Source organism: Microbulbifer mixtoriginis (SeqCode), from assembly GCF_052467945.1.
In genome coordinates this window covers 1,726,044-1,742,964 of sequence record NZ_CP174328.1, presented here as the reverse complement: position 1 = coordinate 1,742,964, position 16,921 = coordinate 1,726,044, and the positions used below count along the sequence as shown (strand labels likewise).

Sequence of the window (16,921 nt, the reverse complement as noted above, 5' to 3'; positions counted from 1 at the left end):
CAGTAATTTACCACCTAATAGGTATTGCCCCGATTTTTCCTCGGTTTTTCTGTATTCAAACAGTATGAATTTGACTAAAAACAAGAGTTTTCAGGTTGATTTCGCATTGTTATAAAAATGGGGATTGAATTAGTTGACTTTGCCTGGGATCAGAATATCCTCTGCGCCCTCTCGTTGATTGAGGCGCCCACTAATAGGCTCCTTCTTCGGGAAGCTTCAAGGATCTTGTGTTAGTAACATAAGCTTTATTGAACTGCAAAGTAATAACAATAGGGATGTTTCATGCAGGAACTCTACCGGGCCCCAGAGAGTGCTCTTGGTAATGAATCTTTAATCTACAAGCCAAGTGTACTCTGGAAGGTATTGTTTTTTCTTCTGGTTCCGATAGAAGTGATCTCTCAGTATGAAGCCTTTGCTTACAATGAATACAATCAGTCGATCTGGTGGTTGATAGCAAGCCTGATCATCTATACCACTTATTTTGTGGGTTTCTTTGGGTTGGCTTTTGCCAAAAAAATTGGCAGCGCGAGGTTTTGGGCGTTTTTCCTTCCTGTGATCATTGCCACCGATATCTATGAATTGGGGACTGTGATCATCACAATGAATATGGCGGTATTAAAAAACCAAATGGCTGTATTAATGATTACACCATTAGCCCTATTTCTTTGGTTTATTATTTTTAGGTATCGTAAAGTTTTTCGGTATATTAAATAGGAGTTACAAGATTTCTTCTATTTGCCTGCCTGCAAAATCATATCCCTGGATGCCTTGGTGGAATTTACTTTAGTTTTGCAGCCTTTAAGACGGCCAATTGTTGCCGGCGCAATGCCAGGCTGTTGATCAAAGAAAGCTTTATATGGCATGCCATACTGCCCCCAGTAAAAATTTTGGCGTTATTATTCTCGCAACTATTGCCCATCTAATATTTAAGGGTTGATCTCAACTTTTATGGCCCCAATACTCCGCTTGTGCACCAAGAGGTGCACAGTGAGCAGGGATCTTAGGGTAAAGCCCAGAACATATATCTCGTGTTTTTTGATTTGCTATTGTTTTGCTTCCCCTCTTCTCATGCTTTCGTTTTTAAAAATAGGCGGTACCCACTTGCAGTCATTAATTTTTTAATGATATTTCTGAAGAAAAGGATTAATCATGTCAAATATTGGTCATGTTGAAGGTTGGGATACAGATAAGCCATTTATTTCTGATAGTCTTGAGGCCACCAGTTTTCACTGGGCTGCATGGACTGGTATCGAGGACTCTACAGAAGGAAGTTATATTCAGGGGCTTATAGAACTCAAAAATACTGGAAAATTTCCTATCCTCGACGCCAAAGTATTCTTGGATCTCGATGACAATGGTATGACCTGGGATGCATACCTGTGTAATTCAGTAGGTACTCCCATAGAAGATGGTTTTGTAAGCTACGGTCACCCCATCGCCCCAGGCGAAACCGTTAAAATAAAATACTGGTGGGGCCTGAAGCATGTTGCTGGTCCTACTAAGTGTGATTTTACTGTTACCGTAAATATGTTCCCAGAATATAGAGTACAGGTTCCCAGATCGAGTGCGCATCAAAGTAAAACCTCAATTCAAGCTTCTTGAGTTTTACATAGTTTTTTAGCTGAATAGGAGGGGCAATTTTCCCCTCCTATTAACAAATATATTTACAAGGCTATTTCCATACCAATGGGTAAAATAGTTGAGTGTCTCAACTCACCTATTTAAGTTTATTCCTTATTGGCTCTCACTCCTTCTCAAAAACACTCCTTCTGTTATAGCTTGATCGATAGTCTCTTGAAGTATTGATACTTTAACCAACGAAGAAGCTACTCAGAATCATTCAAAGCTTACTGCTGCTGTGTTTCTTATATGTCCGTAAAGTCAGCCTATGGTTTTGTCTCCAGAAATGATATGCTGTATAACCATACAGCTCTTATATCAATATTACCCACCACGATTTATTGTTGACACATTATTGCCCGTATCATGGCCGCCACTATCGAGCTAGCACCTGACTACTATTTGACCAACTTCCGAGCCTTGGTTGATTTTGTAGTGTCCCGCTACAAGCAGCTGCTTTCCCCTGCTGAGATTAACTTTTATTGTGAGTTCTGCGAGCTCGATGCTGACAGTCAGCGCCTTTATGTTCGGCTGCTGTCCCGTAAGGGTGCTCCATCATCTTTGGGGGCACTGTTTAGAGAGGGGAAACTGTCTTACAGCGAAATTGACGATCTTGGTGAGGCCATTGACTCTCTTTGCTCTGCTGGTTTTTTGAAAAGGAATCCACCCCTGGCAGACCGCGAACTTATAGCGCTGTTTACCAAGGCGGAACTGTTCTCAGCGGGGCCTGCTGGCCTACGCAAGTCCCTTAAACGGGGAGAGTTAGAGGAAGCTTTATTGGCGGCCTCCTTTGAATGGCGAGAACGGTTAATGGCCGATGAGGCATTGCTTGCAGTTCAAAGGGCCGAGTGCTTTCAAACCTTTCAGCTTTGTTTTTTTGGCAATCTGAACCAGAGCCTTACGGAATATGTACTGAAGGACCTGGGGTTATACCGATATGAGCCCTACCCATTAGATAGTCACCAGCTGCCCTTCCAGAGTCGAGAGCAGATTGAACAGTACTTACTCTATTACAGCTGCCTTGAACAAGCTGAGGAGGTACTCTCTGGTGATGCTGGTGGAATCCACAAACTGACTGGTCAACTACCCACTGGCATTCCTGGAGATTTGACTCTGGCTAGGCGAGTGGATCGTCTACGCCTGAAGATGGCGCGACAACTGGAAAGACTGGATCAGTTTGAAGCTGCAGAGAGACTCTATCAGGATTGTGCGCAGCCGCCTGCCCGTGAACGCCGGACGAGAATTGCCGCAAAGCGTGGTAATTTCGATCAGGCGCTCTCCCTATGCCGTGAAATTCTTGAATCTCCCCTCAATGAAGCCGAACGATGTTTTGCCGAGAGTTTTGGGTATCGCACGGCCAAGCGCATGGACTGTGCTCAAACCTGGAAGAACCCCCAGCCTTATCAGCCACCGCAAGAAATGTTTACCCTACCCCAGGCCCCAGAAAGAGTAGAAATTCTGGCAGCTGCGGAAGTGGCAAGGCAGGAAGAAGGTGTTTGTCACTATGTAGAGAACAGTCTATTCAATGGAGTACTGGGCCTCTATATCTGGGACATTCTCTTTGCTTCAGTGCCAGGTGCCTTTTATAACCCCTTCCAAATAGCCCCCAGTGATTTCCTTAGCCCAAATTTTTACTCATCACGCCAGAGCTTACTTGAATCGCGACTGTCAGAGCTTTGTCAAAGCTCGCTAAAGCTGCGGGTTATGCAAACCTACCGTGGAAAACAGGGTATTGCCAATCCACTGGTAGCCTGGGAAGCACTACCCCAGGAACTGCTGGAGCTGGCCCTGGATCGTATTCCTGCAGAACATTGGCACGTACTATTTCAACGTTTACTCAGTGATATCAATCATCACCGCAATGGTCTGCCAGATCTGATTCTGTTTCCCAAAAAAGGAAGTTATGAGTTGTTGGAGGTCAAGGGCCCCGGTGATCGTCTCCAGCAAAACCAGCAACGCTGGCTGACTTTCTTTGCCGCTCACAATATTCCCCACCGGGTGATACATGTGGAATGGTTACAGCCTTGAGGGGTAAGCCTACAGTTGCAGGGCTACTGGCGGAGCCTACTGAAGAGCATAACACCTCCGCAAGCGCCTCTCCCCTAAAGTTATCTGTGGGTGAATTAGTGGCTTTCTCTTGCCGCAGAGGGGATTTGATCCATACCGGCGGGCCAGGCCCAACCGCCCAGGAGGGCATTCGCGCTCACCAAAAACTGCAAAAACGTCGCCCCAAAGGCGCAGAAGCGGAATACCGTTTACAGGTTCAGCTGGAGTGCTCAGGCCAGGATATCCTCTTGGAGGGACGGGTCGATATCCTTCATCCGCAAGCTGACTTGCACCAGCCGGCACAACTGGATGAAATCAAAACCACCTATTGCCATCCAGATAAGCTTCCCGAGACCACCCGCCTATACCATTGGGCTCAGCTTAAAATTTACGGTTTCTGCTATTTGCTACAGCAGCGCCAAAAAGGGAGTTCGGTTGAAGAGGTCTCCCTGCAGATGGTCTGGTACAACCTCAAAGAGAAAAAGTCCTACCCGGAGCAAAGCCTGTTCAACTGGGAGGCTTTGGAAAGTTTTGCTGACGATGCCCTCAGTCTGTATATCCATTGGCATAGGTCCTGGCAGGCGCATCGGCAACAAGTGATTCAAACAGCAAAAAGCCTCTCATTCCCCTTCCCTGAGTACAGACCCGGTCAGCGTCAGCTGGCGGTATCTGTTTATCGCTGTCTCAGGGATGCAGGACAGCTGGTTGTGGAGGCGCCCACCGGTATTGGCAAAACTATTAGTACACTGTTCCCCGCTATCAAAGCCCTTGGTGAGGAAAAGCTGGATCAGCTGCTATACCTCACGGCGAAAAACTCTGGCAGGCAGGTGGTGCGAGAGACTATCGCTAAGCTACATGGAGTTGGGCTAAAGCTTTCACTATTGGAGCTGCGTGCGCGTGATAAGACCTGCGCTTGCAAACTGGGATTGTGTAGCCGCGATGATGAAGGCACCTGTCCTCGCACACAGGGCTTTTACGACCGCCTGCCGCAAGCGCGCAAACAACTGCTGGGGCAACCTTGGATCACACCGGAAGCGCTCGCGAAGGTTGCAGATCAGTGGCATCTCTGCCCTTTTGAGTTGTCCTTGCAAATACTGCCCTGGGCGGATTTGGTGGTCTGTGACTTTAATTACGTCTTTGATCCTTTGGTGCGTATTTCCACACTACAAGATCCGCGTTACAGGCGCGCACTATTGGTAGATGAAGCGCACAACTTAAGCGAGCGCGCACGGGAAATGTACAGCGCTAGTTTGAGCCGCAGGGATAGTCGCCGCGCGGCCCTGGCCTGTAAAAGCAGCCACCCACAGTTGTACCGGCGTATCCAATCCCTGGTACGCGCACTTGCTCAATGGAGCAAACGGTTTCAAGAGCAAAACCTCTATAAGGAAATACGCTCAAGCCAAAATGTACAAGCCTGGTGTAGCCCGCTGGATTCCGAAGAGGATCGCCCTGCAACTGTATCTCGCGCTATCCAGAAGGTGCTAGATACACTGAGTGAATTATCTGAACAGGGAAAATTCCCCCCTGAAGAGATCGGGGAATGGTTGAAAAGTCTTTATCGATACGCCTGCATAGAACAAATTCTTTCTGATCAACACCAGGCCCTGACCCGTGTGATCGATCGGGACGCCCCCTGGCAGGAACACCAACTAAAGCTGATGTGTATGAATGCCGCGGGTTTCCTACAGGAATCTTGCGCCCAGTTTCATGGAGCTATTTTCTTCTCAGCCACCCTACGCCCCACACAGTTTGTCACTGAACAGCTTGGGATTGAGCCAGAAATGCCTTACTTGATGCTGCCATCACCTTTTGAGCCTTCCCACCAGGGGATTTTTCTTTGTCCTTTTGTGGATACCCGCTATCAGGCTCGGAAAAGTGCACTCCCAGCACTAGTGGACTTGATTGCCCGAGTTTACTTCAGCCGTCCTGGCAATTACCTGGTGTTTTTCCCCTCTTACCGCTTTCTGCAAATGGTCGTAGAGCATTTCCAGAAGGATTATCCGGAAATACAGCCGCTACAACAGACGCCAGGCGCCAGTGATCGCGAAAGAGAAGCCTTCCTGGCCTCATTTAGTGAGGGTGCACAGAGCCTGGGTTTTGCCATTATGGGCGGCATTTTTGCTGAGGGCGTTGATTTTGTCGGGGAGAAATTGATTGGCACAATTATCGTAGGTACCGGTCTTCCCCAAGTAAATGAAGAGCAAGAGCTGCTACGACAGTCGGCGGAGCACCCACAGCCCCCCTCAGCGGTCAATGGGTTTGATATTGCCTACCGCTATCCCGGCATGACTCGGGTATTGCAGACAGCGGGAAGAGTGATTCGCACTGAGTCAGATCGGGGCGTGATTATTTTAGCTGACTACCGTTTTGCGGATATGTTTTATCAAAACCTTTATCCCAAACATTGGCAAATCCAAACAAGTAAGAGTGGAGAACAACTTTCACAGCAATTAAGCTGTTTTTGGAAGCAGCAACGCTTGAACGTGTGTAACGTAGAATAAATATATCGTTTGAATTTAAAAATTGGGTGGTTATATCTAATTGACGCCAGCAATAACATAAGCCGCTACCTGCTTTCCTATATTGCAAATGAAAAGCACCAAAGTATTGAACCAATAGTCTCTCAAATCCCCCTCTAGTCCACATAATTACTTGCTTTCATGGGGTATGCCTAACATAATGGCGCGCTTTCTTTTTTGAGGTCTGCATAAATCCATGGGTTAGCGCGAACCCTGGAAATGTTCTCTTGCACAATGTAACGCCGCCGAAAGACAACAAAAGATGATCTGGGGCTGTTTCATTTTTGACAAAAAAGTCCAGCATATTTCGGAAAAGTATTTGATTTGTCCTGAGAAACTCATAGAGTTAAGGATAAATCCCTAATAACCATTAACTTATTAGATTGGTTAGCAGTAAATATTGGGCATAACGACCATTTTCCATTTTTCGCCATAGCAGTAGCCTATTTAAAAGTAGGAAACAGTTGTCATGGTGGCCACTATATAAATGTTGCGTTTCTTAGAGTGAAAAAATGATGTTTGGGGTTATTAAGTACGTAGGATTGATAGTAATCGTAGGCCTCGGATTTTGCCAAACCTTTGTCTATCTAAGGGTAAAGAAAAAGTGGGCTTCTTTGCCCTTAATTGACGCAACAGTTACTAAATCTAAATTGAAAAATTTTGCGAACACGGAAGGTCAAAGAATCTACGAAGCACAAATTGAGTTTGAATATGAATACAAGGAAGAAAAATTCTACTCTGACACGCCATTACTTCGTTCCCCTCAATTGTTTAAAGACAACAATATAGAGCATGATCTTTTGAATAGGTATAAGGAAGGCGATAGTGTTAGTGTACGCCTACTACCACATTCACCTAAAAATGCATACATTGAAGTTGAGCGCTTTAGTACTTTATCTGCTGTTGCAATCCCGATTTTGTTGATTCTCTATGGCGCCGCGGTATTTGGCTATGGTTGGCTAGTATCTGTCGCAGTGGCACGCTAACTCCAGCTGCAGGCAACCCGAAAGTGGAAGCTATCTTTTGGATAAGACTGGAAAAGAAGTATCAGCGTATATTATACAGATTCGCAAAAGAGCCGAAATCCCAGAAATGATTGGTTATTTGGTCAAGGAAAGCTCATATAGCATGGCTGTTTTCATCGATTATTTCTGTCCCGCCGAAAGGATTTATGAGAGCAAAAGGTACACAGTCACCTCCATTGAAGCATGGCATTCATAACATCACAGGCAGTGTGCACCGGTCTACGTTAAACTCCTGCCGCCCCTATTGCGGGCGTTAGAAATCATCAAGGTCTTAATATGACACTGAGAATTGGAATATTATCAATACTACTTTCATTGGCAGTTGGCTGTGCCGGACCTATAGCAAAAGGCCCCAAGTATACCCCGCATAAGACTCTGTCAAAATCAGAGGCAATAATTTACGTTTATCGGCCAGAGGCCAATGATGGAACAACTGTTTGCCTAAAATTGTTGATTCATGATCAGGAGAAAGGTTGCCTAAACAACCTTGGTTTCCTCAAGGTCAGATTGAAGCCTGGCACCTATACAATAACTCTTCAAGCAAATGCTTTCATGGAGCCAAAGATATTAGAATTCACTGAAGCATTTAAAGGGGGTAAAGCCTACTATTTTGAATACTATTTTTCTAATCAAGGTGGCAGGCCGCCGACTGAAGCGGTGGCTACAAAATATATACCAATACTCTCTGGCTATCATATCTTATTGCCAAAATCTGAGAATGCTGCGCAAAGTGATCTTTCCATTTTATCGGAGTCAATCTAGTAGTAGACTCCTAACGAAGAAAGGTAGACGTCATATAACTTATAAATAAGCGACTCATTTGAACATTGATAGCGAAGAGAAATATGAAGAACTTAATCTGGATAATTATACTTACATCGCCATTTGTAAAAGCAGAAACTGACAAGATATCAGTGTATTTAAAGTTTGAAGAGGTTTACATGAGTAATGATGTTTCATTATTATCTCCCTGGCTCAGTAAAAATTACAAAATCAGCCAAACTTTACATATTCCTGGAGTGGGTGCTGATACAAGGCATATAACAAAAAAGCATCTCTTAGCGAGTATGAGGCAAATTGGTAAGCCAAGTTCTATGCCGCGTTCAAAAGCAAGTGTTACGAAAATTGAGACAAAAAATGAGAATTCTTTTTGTGCTACCTCGAGTACGGCGAATCAAAGAGTCGTTGGCGAAAGAAAATATGAAGAAAAAGAGGTTCGCAAGGTATGCTTCGAGAGGCAAGGTGAGACTTACAAAGCAACAACACATAACATAAATGTCCACTACCGTGCGCTCTAAACACTTTACAGATCAAAGGTGCATCTGCCCAGAAAAGTGGGCAGTGAGGCTTCAAACCTCTGAGGATTGTTAAGTATTAATGATAGGAATAGTGTTAGTAATCATCTGGGTGGGCATATGCGCTTACTGGGCATATCTACACCTTCTCTTTTATCGAGAGTTTAAAAGCAGAGAACCAGCAAATTTCAAAGCAAACTCAGGTTGGTCACCGCTAAAATATACTACTGGGTTTGCTTGTTTCGACTTTGTATTATCTGGCGGTCACAAAAGCTGTAAACATGAATCAGTTGTTGCTGCTGGTAATAAGTTGGTTAAAGCTTACGAGTCAAAGTTTAAATATGTGGGTTTCGGGTTACTATTGTCATGTATTTGGTGGGCACTGTCAGTATTCATTTGGGGATATAGTGCAATTACTTAACAAGTTGCTCAATTCCCCTCCGGACCCCCATTGCGTTTCAGTTGTCCCTTAATAAGGCGAATAGTTCTCCAAGGAGTATCGATGAGATTTATTACCCTAGTTATAATGGCCGTGCTTTCGATTGCCTCATACGCAGAACCAGCTGGAGATTGCAAAGGGACGCCAAAATCTGCCGTAACCTCTTTGCCAGATCCAATCAATAAGTGGGGGCAAATAGTATGTACCCCGTACGGCCACATTATCACAAATAAAGAAGGTTGGGCTTGGTCAAAGCCCGGCAGTTATAGTCCTGTAATGATTCCATCGCAAATGGTTCAAAGTAATCCAGTGCGGCTAGCTAATGAATCGTATTTTACAAGAATAAACATGAGTGAGCTCTCAAACAATGAGGCGGAAGCTTCAGTAAAGCAGTTTGAGGAAGGCTTTGATGTATCAGAGGCAAAGCCCACGGTATATAAGCTTAATGTAGAGTCTGTTTCCGGCAAGTCCCTGAGTTTCCACTTCTTTGATTATGGTAATTCTCAATGGGGCATGTGGTGTAATAAAGAATGCAATCCAAATTCAAAATTCATGATTTTAAATATGACCAAATGGCCTGACAAGTAATCGCGCAGAACATAGCAATTCCCCCTGGAGAAGTAAGTTTGGTTCTACGCGTATTTTTAGTGTTATTTTAATCAGTTTTATTTCCAGTTGTGCAGGAAGAGATGTAGTGGGATATTTAGATGATCACCCAGAGTTCTCTCCCCTGATTTCAAGAGCTGGAAAAACTGAGTACCAGATTATTTGGTCAAGATCTTGGAAACCGATTATCTATTTGAAGGCTCACCTAGTACAGAATGCTTTTGGAGAATACTCAAAAGCTTTTGTCTCGTATGCCATATCTGAAGGCTCAGTATCTTCACTTAAACAGATTGAGATTTCTATGGAAGAATGGGCTTTTATTGAGACAACAGTAGAGAACTCCCCTATTTGGAATTATGACAGCAAGTGTGACCAACTTTCATACAGTGAGAGGGCGACTTATTTACCTGAAGGTGATGGTTGTACCGAAATTGTAATGACTGATGGAGCAATAATCACTATTTCAATTTCAGAGCCTGGCAGGCAAATTGGCCTGAGTACCATTTGCCATGATTTAGGGCCTTGTAAGCCGTTTGGAGATATTCCCGCTGCTATTTTGAAGACTATCGGTAAAGCAGATTTGGCAAATTAAATATAGTTAGTATTAACAAAGCGGCTATGAAACGGTTATCAATTCCTGCGGCAAGTGTTAAAAGGAAAAGTGAATTCAATCATAGCAATGGATAAATTACGCCCCGATCCTTCAAGCTATCCGATGTGTAGGCTATGATATGCATTATCTACTAGTTATTTGAATATTAGCGCGAAAGGGATAATAGTGCAGTGCGAGAAAGTTTGTTTACCACTAATCGTTTAACATTTAGGAAATGGAGAGATTCAGATCTCTCTATGATTCAAAAGGTATATGGCGATAGTGAGGCAATGCAATGGGTTGGGGATGGAAATACATTAAGTTATGAGGAATCCAAGGCATGGCTGAAAGTCACCCATAAAAACTATATGAGCCGTGGCTATGGTATGTTCGCTGTAGAATTAAAAAATACTTTAGAGGTTATTGGTTTCTGCGGTATTGTCCACCCTAATGACCAAGTTGATCCCGAAATTAAATATGCATTTTCACGAGATTACTGGGGGCAAGGCATGGCGACCGAAGCAGTGGTTGGGCTGATTGACTACGCTACAATAGCTTTTGGCATTGGCAAATTCATTGCGACTATTGCGCCTGAAAATATTGCTTCAGAACGTGTTTTACTAAAAGCGGGAATGCTGCCGGGGGGTATATGTAATGACGATGAGGGTATTCCGGCAAAGTGTTTTTATTTTAATACTCAGCCCTCTGTGTAAAAAGGCTTACCAAGTGAGCAATATCTATAAAGTTGTCACTAAAAACCCGTTTAAAACCCCTGTGATTTCACAGGGGCAATAGGAGTGGCTAACTGCTCAGTTAAAATGTCGTATCAACTTCTGGTTCACAAACTCTTTGATGCCCAGCTCGCCCAGTTCACGGCCGTAACCAGATTTTTTTACACCACCCATTGGCATGCTCGCATAACTCGAAGCCACATGATTGACGAAGGCAGTACCACATTCGAGTTTTTCAGCTACACGCTGCCCCCTCTCGTGATCCTTGGTATAGACCGAGCCTCCCAGGCCAAAGCGGCTATCGTTGGCCATCTCAATAGCTGCCTTCTCATCTTTTACCACCCAGACGCAAGCGATGGGTCCAAAGAGTTCCTCCTCGGCCGCAGGTGAGCCTGCCGGTATATCGGTTAGAATGCCTGGCTCAATAAACGCTCCGTTGCGCTTCCCACCTACCAGCAAGTGAGCCCCGGCTTTAACTGACTCACTGACCTGCTCTTCCAGTTGCTCCGCGGCTTTTTCGGTGCACAAGGGCCCGTAATCTGTGGTGTCCTCAAGGGGGTCACCCGGCTTCAATTGTTCAAACAGTTTGGTGACTCGCCCAAGGAATTCATCGGCAATAGGTTCCGTCAGGATGATTCTCTTTGCCGCTAAGCAGATTTGGCCGCAATTTCCAAGCTTACCTTCCACAAATCGCTCAACGGTCAAATCCATATCTGCATCTTCGAGTACGATAAATGGGTCCACACCACCGAGTTCCATCACGGTTTTCTTCACATTGCGCCCTGCCTGCTCAGCAACCTTCGCGCCCGCTGCATTGCTGCCTGTAAAAGATATCCCTTTTACCCGATCATCATCGATAATTGGTGCGGCACCTGCGGAAGTAATTGGCAAGTTGGTGTAGACCCCCTTGGGCACACCGGCATCGAATAACAGTTGCTCAAATGCCTCAGCACACTGGGGAACATTTGAGGCGTGTTTCGTTAGAACTACATTGCCGGCGATTAAGTTGGCTGCGGTAAAGCGGGAAGGCTGGTAGAAAGGAAAGTTCCACGGTTGGATACCATAGACAACACCGAGGGGTTGAAATACCAGCGTGCCCTCCCCCTCCCGGGTAGAAAGGTGTTGCGGAGCCAAAATCTTCTCACCTTCCTCGGCATAATAAGCAAAAATCTCTGCGCAGAGCGCTAATTCGCCCAGCCCATCGTTAACCTTCTTGCCCATCTCCTGTGCCATTAATTTGGCGAGTTCATCGGCGCGCTCTTCGAATAGCTGTCCAGCGCGCTTGAGTATTGTTGCTCGCTCACCAAAGCTTCGTTTACTCCACTCCACGAAAGCGTTATCCGCTCGACCGATGGCTTTATCGAGTTCATCTGGAGTCATCTCATGAAAAGTCTTTAAGGTTTCACCGTTTAATGGATTGATAGAGATCAGAGGGCGCTTGGACTTGACCATAGTTAGACTCCCGGTGAATTACTGGTTTTGACAGGCAAGATAAAACTGCTACAGGCAGAAGTAGGTGTAAAAGCTCTAAGGGCTCTTGATTCGATTTTCCACAATAAGCAACTTCAGGGCATTTAGAGTCACCAAAGGCTTAGCAAAAGGAGCTTTTAGGTGCCTGGCCAAAGTGTAGCCGTTTATTCGGGGCCCGATCAGGTAACCCTCTTGTGGAGCAGGTCGAGCTTGTAATAGTATCCCGGGCAAATTCCAGTCATCCGTTCTCACCTAAGCTAGCTATGGTAGCAACCCGAAAATTTTATCGCCGTGGACCGGATGTGCGCGGTAGTGAGCAGGTATCCTTTGTCGATGTTCGCAGGCGTTTTGGCTTTAGATCTATAGCCATTGGCCGCTGGGTGACTGTTGAAGAGCGCGATCGTGCAGCTGGGTTGTTTTATGATGCACTTTCCGACTTGATGGTCATATTGCAGGGGCCCGAAACATTGATCTCCCTGCGCGGGAACCTCTCTTTTCAATACGGTATTGGTGGCCGCCCTGGAGTCTCCGCATTTTATGACCCTTCAGCCAAGTCGTTTTCCCTGGCTAAAAATGCCGGTCCAGGAGCTATTGCCCATGAGTGGTTTCATGCACTGGATCACTATCTTGCGCAAAAAGCATTTAGCGACACTTCGAGTAGCATGTATGCCTCTGAGGCCTGGCTACGCGATGCAACCCCGGTACCCCACCCTCTGAATGACCTGCTTTTTGCATGCTTTAAAACGGTGATGCTGGATGAAGGTGGCAATAACCCAAGTGAACTGGTGAAAGTTTCTGTTAACGTCGATAAAGTAAATGGCTCTATTTATTACAGCCAGCCAGTAGAACTTTGTGCCAGGGCTTTTGAGGCCTTTATTCAGGATTCCAGTATCAATAATAATTTTTTGGTTGCAGGCTCTAAAGCCAGCCAGGAGGCAAAACTAGGCTTATATCCGCAGGGTCAGCAGCGTCTAAGAATTAATCAGGCTTTTACGGCTTATTTTTCCTGCTTGGGAAATAGCCTCTGGTCATTAATGCGAGCCAATCAGTAATATTGACTTGCTTGTATTAACTAGAAGATTCGTCGTCCTTACTTTAAGAGTTTGATTTTATCTTCCAGATGCGTTTTGAATTGATACAGATGAATGGCGTCAAGAAAGCAATGATTTACCTCAGTATGTAATGAGGTCATAAGTCGGTTGGCTTGTTGTTGGTACTTACCCCAGGCAATAAAAGGTATCCCTGGATCACAGTTTTCTTGTTGGACCGGTTTCACTTGCATGCTTGAAAAGTCACCCCAGGGGTAGCAGGTGATATTCAAAATATCGTAGCGATCCATAAATGTATTTGCCGGGAGGTATTCTGATTGATCTTTTGAGAGTTGCTTTGTTTTCTTGACGAAGTCAATGAGGTGCGTTTCCATTTCAGCCATGACAAGCTTAAATAGATCATCATTTTTATTCAAATCGGTGAACAGCGGATGCAATAAATCGAACTCGAAGGGTTGGCCATCAACTAACCTATGCCTAAATCCGGCTATCTCATTTGCGGTTTGAGTAACAAGAAAAATAAGGCTGTAATAAAAAGATATTGTATTTTTCTTACAAAAAAAGGCTAACTCCGTAACATCTAGAGGCTGGGTTAAACTTAAACGGGTCGACCTAGCACTATTCATAAAGAATTTAAAGTGATCCACTCTATTCCAGCTTTCAATATCTATAGGTGTGGCGGGCATCTTCATTCCTGGTAATCATTGTGTCCCAATATTCAAGAGAATGTTAATACTCTATCTTGACTTCTCATTCGCTCAGGGAGAGTGAAATCAGCGATAGGTTGTTCACAATTAGAGTTTGCGATTGATTAAATCGCAGTCCATTGCTTCATAAAGGCCCGATGGACGGCAGGGATTGAGGAGATTGCTTTAAACGATAACCATAAAAGGGATTTTGCCATGGGATTTACGGAAGAAATTAAATGCCTTGCCAACTCAGTTTTCTTCACCACAGCTTTACCTGCTGCATGACGTAACCGTGAGTATTTATCAACGCTCCCGTTAGTGATTGCCGTTGCTGCAGCAATCGCATCCGCCATACCAAGATTCATACCCTTCCCACCAACAGGAGAATGACAATGTGCAGCATCCCCTGCCAGTAAAATCCGGCCCTTACGGTAAGATTCGGCCTGCCGTATTGAGATTTTGAAGGCTGCTGTTCGCCGAACGTTGGTGATATCCAAGGGCAGTTTTATCGTTGACAGAGCATCTTCTGTCGATGATGCGATGCGTGCGCGGTGCTTCTCGATTGGTAATATCAGGGAAAACTGGTTATCAGGCCCATAGAGATCCAAAGTGATCTCTTCAGGATCGAAGTCACCCGCCAAATCCACATCTGCTATGGACCATTTGCTGGGTAAGTCTATTCCCGGATAGGGGATTTTCAAATGTTCGCGGGTTGCTGATTGGATGCCATCGGCAGCTATCACCCAGTCGAATGAGTCGCTGGTATTATTGGAAAAACTAACCAATGCGCTGTCTTGCGTGGTACTTATGCCGGTAACTGAGAGCCCATACTCAACCTCAACACCTTTGCCGGATAGCACATCACGCAGGATTCCCTCGGTGCGGTTTTGCGGCAAACCGAGCGGCACCCTCTTCCTGAATTCATTGCCACTGTTATCCAGATAAACGAGGGTCCTCTCATCGCGTAAAATATGCATTTTCTTGAGGGGCATGGCTTCTGCAAGGAGTGGATCTGCAGCACCCAGCTCGCCCAAAGCATCTATCGTTGCAGGCATAATGCCAACCGCTCGGGAGAGTTCCGAGGGCGCATTTTTACGCTCAACAATACGACAATTCATCCCCTTGTAGGCTAAAGCGTTTGCAGCAGTTAACCCGGTGGGGCCAGCACCAATAACCAGAATGTCCATATTCACCACTTACAATCTATGAAGAGGTGCTCGAGGCAGCAGTACATACAAGTGCCTCCACTCAACTACAAAGAGCAATTGCTGCAAGCTTAGACAACTTTGACATGGGGATCAGCAACCTTGGGTAGAACCGGTTGCTGATCCCCACAAAGGGGGCGGGGGTACTAGGGTGTTTCTCTTCCAGGTTTTTCCGCTGAATCAGCTACTTCGCCATACCCCAAGGAAGAACTTGACTTATCCATAGCTGCTCCCTGCCTGTCTAAAACACCGATATCCAGAACAGGGGAGGCATCAATATGCTGGGCATCCATCATCTGGGCTACACGCTGGAGCGAAGCAATGATCATACTCTGCTCCCAATCCTTCAGGTCACCAAATTGGCGGGCGAATTGATCTTGAAGCGGGATAGGTGCATCTCTCAGTGTTTCCGCAGCTTGATCTGTGAGGTAAGCATGCACTTTACGCTTGTCTGATTGAGAGCGCTGGCGATAGACAAGCCCCCTTTTCTCAAGGCGATCCAAGATGTTGGTCACTGTAGCTTGACTGAGGCTCACTTCGTTGGCCAGTTCACCGATGGTGACTTCGCCCTTATTTCTAATGGCCTGTAACAATAACACCTGGGGAGCGGTCAGGCCTGTTGTTTTGGCCAGGTGCTTGGAGTGTAAATCTGTGGCTCTTATTACACGCCGAAGGGCCACTAGCACTTGTTCAATACTGTTCAAAGCTACCTCTCAATCTAAGAATCAGGGCGATTGGGCGGATTATATAACCCTATATCCCAATTACTAAACGCTTATGGTTCTTCCAGGAAAATATCTACAGCACTAAACAATTGCCAAGAACATCCCCCTTCGTTTGGAACCCTGAATTACGAAAATCCACCATTCATAGGCGCTTCTGCCCATTTCCAGGGCTTTTACCCAATAAATTTGCCCATTTTTAGGGCGGATATTGTGATCAGATTCTCTTCACCCACTAGATTTTATATTTAGTTTGTGTACGATATTTAGCGTTCTAAGTATTTGGTTGTGGTTTTTTACGAAAAAAAACCAAAATAAGCATGAATAATGATCCATCTGCATATTTATCGCTCACCGAAATACTTAGAGGTGAAACTATGGGTTGTCGTATAGGAAGTTATTTTGTCTAGTCCAGAAAATATTTTTTTGAGGCCACCATCCCTGGAGGATGGCATGGCTGTTCACAAATTGATCGACAGCTGCCCACCTTTGGATGCCAACTCAAGCTATTGCAACCTCCTCCAGTGCAGTCACTTTGCCGATACTTCAGTGATCGCAGAAGAAGGTGATGAGAAGTTGGGGTTTATCTCCGGATACTTGATTCCAGGTCGTACAGACACTCTGTTTATTTGGCAGGTTGCCGTGGCGGAAAAGGCAAGAGGGCTGGGGCTAGCCTCTATCATGCTCAGAAATATCATCGAACGCCCCCAATGCAGGTCGGTGAGATTTATCGAGACAACGATCACTGAACACAACCTTCCCTCCTGGGCCCTCTTCCAGAGCGCTGCAGAGAAGCTCTCCGCAAGCCTCCAATCCTCCCCTTGGATGGATTCCCAGACTCACTTTGATGGTCTGCATGACTCCGAAACCTGTGTGCGTATCGGGCCTATTGCTCAAGCAACAATTTAAAAAA

Annotated in this window: 16 protein-coding genes; 12 read left to right on the top strand and 4 right to left on the bottom strand. The window is 45.4% G+C overall.

Translation table 11 applies throughout. The features are described from left to right. Positions 1-282: 282 nt before the first annotated feature. The 10 genes from ACJJIJ_RS07735 (at position 283) to ACJJIJ_RS07690 (ending at position 10,855) form a co-directional block, all read left to right on the top strand. Positions 283-714 (top strand): hypothetical protein, encoded by a 432-nt coding sequence (locus ACJJIJ_RS07735; RefSeq protein WP_444884913.1) that lies wholly within the window; start codon positions 283-285, stop codon positions 712-714. A gap of 435 nt (positions 715-1,149) precedes the next feature. Next, on the top strand, positions 1,150-1,602 hold the full coding sequence (locus ACJJIJ_RS07730) for a hypothetical protein (RefSeq protein ID WP_252085917.1): 453 nt from the start codon (positions 1,150-1,152) through the stop codon (positions 1,600-1,602). Positions 1,603-1,986: 384 nt separating this feature from the next. Further along, positions 1,987-3,648: a VRR-NUC domain-containing protein gene (locus tag ACJJIJ_RS07725; RefSeq protein ID WP_444939164.1), complete on the top strand. Its 1,662-nt coding sequence runs from the start codon at positions 1,987-1,989 to the stop codon at positions 3,646-3,648. Further along, positions 3,633-6,167, top strand: coding sequence for an ATP-dependent DNA helicase (locus tag ACJJIJ_RS07720; protein ID WP_444939163.1), 2,535 nt, complete (start codon positions 3,633-3,635; stop codon positions 6,165-6,167). Before ACJJIJ_RS07725 ends, ACJJIJ_RS07720 begins: the two co-directional genes overlap by 16 nt. Positions 6,168-6,697: 530 nt before the next feature. Next, entirely contained in the window at positions 6,698-7,171 is a 474-nt protein-coding gene (locus ACJJIJ_RS07715) for a DUF3592 domain-containing protein (RefSeq protein WP_444939162.1), read from the top strand. 315 nt (positions 7,172-7,486) lie between these two features. After that, complete coding sequence (locus tag ACJJIJ_RS07710) at positions 7,487-7,972, top strand: DUF2846 domain-containing protein (RefSeq protein ID WP_444939161.1); 486 nt, start codon at positions 7,487-7,489, stop codon at positions 7,970-7,972. A gap of 83 nt (positions 7,973-8,055) precedes the next feature. Next, a complete protein-coding gene (locus tag ACJJIJ_RS07705) occupies positions 8,056-8,508 on the top strand; it encodes a hypothetical protein (RefSeq protein ID WP_444939160.1) in 453 nt (150 codons plus the stop codon). A 499-nt stretch (positions 8,509-9,007) separates the two neighbouring features. Further along, a complete protein-coding gene (locus tag ACJJIJ_RS07700) occupies positions 9,008-9,532 on the top strand; it encodes a hypothetical protein (protein WP_444904748.1) in 525 nt (174 codons plus the stop codon). 106 nt (positions 9,533-9,638) lie between these two features. Then, positions 9,639-10,142 (top strand): hypothetical protein, encoded by a 504-nt coding sequence (locus ACJJIJ_RS07695; RefSeq protein WP_444939159.1) that lies wholly within the window; start codon positions 9,639-9,641, stop codon positions 10,140-10,142. A gap of 191 nt (positions 10,143-10,333) precedes the next feature. Beyond that, positions 10,334-10,855, top strand: a complete 522-nt coding sequence (locus ACJJIJ_RS07690) for a GNAT family N-acetyltransferase (RefSeq protein ID WP_444939158.1) — start codon at positions 10,334-10,336, stop codon at positions 10,853-10,855. Positions 10,856-10,951: 96 nt separating this feature from the next. Here the strand turns inward: ACJJIJ_RS07690 and ACJJIJ_RS07685 are convergent, their stop codons facing one another. Next, the gene (locus ACJJIJ_RS07685) at positions 10,952-12,325 is read right to left on the bottom strand and encodes an NAD-dependent succinate-semialdehyde dehydrogenase (RefSeq protein WP_444939157.1); all 1,374 of its coding nucleotides are present in this window, start codon (positions 12,323-12,325) and stop codon (positions 10,952-10,954) included. A gap of 212 nt (positions 12,326-12,537) precedes the next feature. Here ACJJIJ_RS07685 and ACJJIJ_RS07680 point away from each other — a divergent pair, with 212 nt between their 5' ends. After that, complete coding sequence (locus ACJJIJ_RS07680) at positions 12,538-13,395, top strand: CLCA_X family protein (protein WP_444939156.1); 858 nt, start codon at positions 12,538-12,540, stop codon at positions 13,393-13,395. A gap of 38 nt (positions 13,396-13,433) precedes the next feature. Here the strand turns inward: ACJJIJ_RS07680 and ACJJIJ_RS07675 are convergent, their stop codons facing one another. From ACJJIJ_RS07675 to ACJJIJ_RS07665, 3 genes are all read right to left on the bottom strand, one after another. Further along, entirely contained in the window at positions 13,434-14,078 is a 645-nt protein-coding gene (locus ACJJIJ_RS07675) for a CatA-like O-acetyltransferase (RefSeq protein WP_444939155.1), read from the bottom strand. Positions 14,079-14,203: 125 nt separating this feature from the next. Continuing rightward, entirely contained in the window at positions 14,204-15,268 is a 1,065-nt protein-coding gene (locus ACJJIJ_RS07670) for an FAD-dependent oxidoreductase (RefSeq protein WP_444939154.1), read from the bottom strand. A 164-nt stretch (positions 15,269-15,432) separates the two neighbouring features. Continuing rightward, complete coding sequence (locus tag ACJJIJ_RS07665; RefSeq protein WP_252085909.1) at positions 15,433-15,990, bottom strand: MarR family winged helix-turn-helix transcriptional regulator; 558 nt, start codon at positions 15,988-15,990, stop codon at positions 15,433-15,435. 420 nt (positions 15,991-16,410) lie between these two features. Between ACJJIJ_RS07665 and ectA the strand changes: the two genes are divergently transcribed. Continuing rightward, positions 16,411-16,917, top strand: coding sequence for a diaminobutyrate acetyltransferase (gene ectA, locus ACJJIJ_RS07660; RefSeq protein ID WP_444939153.1), 507 nt, complete (start codon positions 16,411-16,413; stop codon positions 16,915-16,917). Positions 16,918-16,921: the final 4 nt, after the last annotated feature.

Bases quoted from the DNA above. Each gene is read 5' to 3' on its own strand.
- ACJJIJ_RS07735 (WP_444884913.1), top strand. From the start codon at position 283: ATGCAGGAACTCTACCGGGCCCCAGAGAGTGCTCTTGGTAATGAATCT.
- ACJJIJ_RS07730 (WP_252085917.1), top strand. From the start codon at position 1,150: ATGTCAAATATTGGTCATGTTGAAGGTTGGGATACAGATAAGCCATTT.
- ACJJIJ_RS07725 (WP_444939164.1), top strand. From the start codon at position 1,987: ATGGCCGCCACTATCGAGCTAGCACCTGACTACTATTTGACCAACTTC.
- ACJJIJ_RS07720 (WP_444939163.1), top strand. From the start codon at position 3,633: ATGGTTACAGCCTTGAGGGGTAAGCCTACAGTTGCAGGGCTACTGGCG.
- ACJJIJ_RS07715 (WP_444939162.1), top strand. From the start codon at position 6,698: ATGATGTTTGGGGTTATTAAGTACGTAGGATTGATAGTAATCGTAGGC.
- ACJJIJ_RS07710 (WP_444939161.1), top strand. From the start codon at position 7,487: ATGACACTGAGAATTGGAATATTATCAATACTACTTTCATTGGCAGTT.
- ACJJIJ_RS07705 (WP_444939160.1), top strand. From the start codon at position 8,056: ATGAAGAACTTAATCTGGATAATTATACTTACATCGCCATTTGTAAAA.
- ACJJIJ_RS07700 (WP_444904748.1), top strand. From the start codon at position 9,008: ATGAGATTTATTACCCTAGTTATAATGGCCGTGCTTTCGATTGCCTCA.
- ACJJIJ_RS07685 (WP_444939157.1), bottom strand. From the start codon at position 12,325: ATGGTCAAGTCCAAGCGCCCTCTGATCTCTATCAATCCATTAAACGGT.
- ACJJIJ_RS07675 (WP_444939155.1), bottom strand. From the start codon at position 14,078: ATGCCCGCCACACCTATAGATATTGAAAGCTGGAATAGAGTGGATCAC.
- ACJJIJ_RS07670 (WP_444939154.1), bottom strand. From the start codon at position 15,268: ATGGACATTCTGGTTATTGGTGCTGGCCCCACCGGGTTAACTGCTGCA.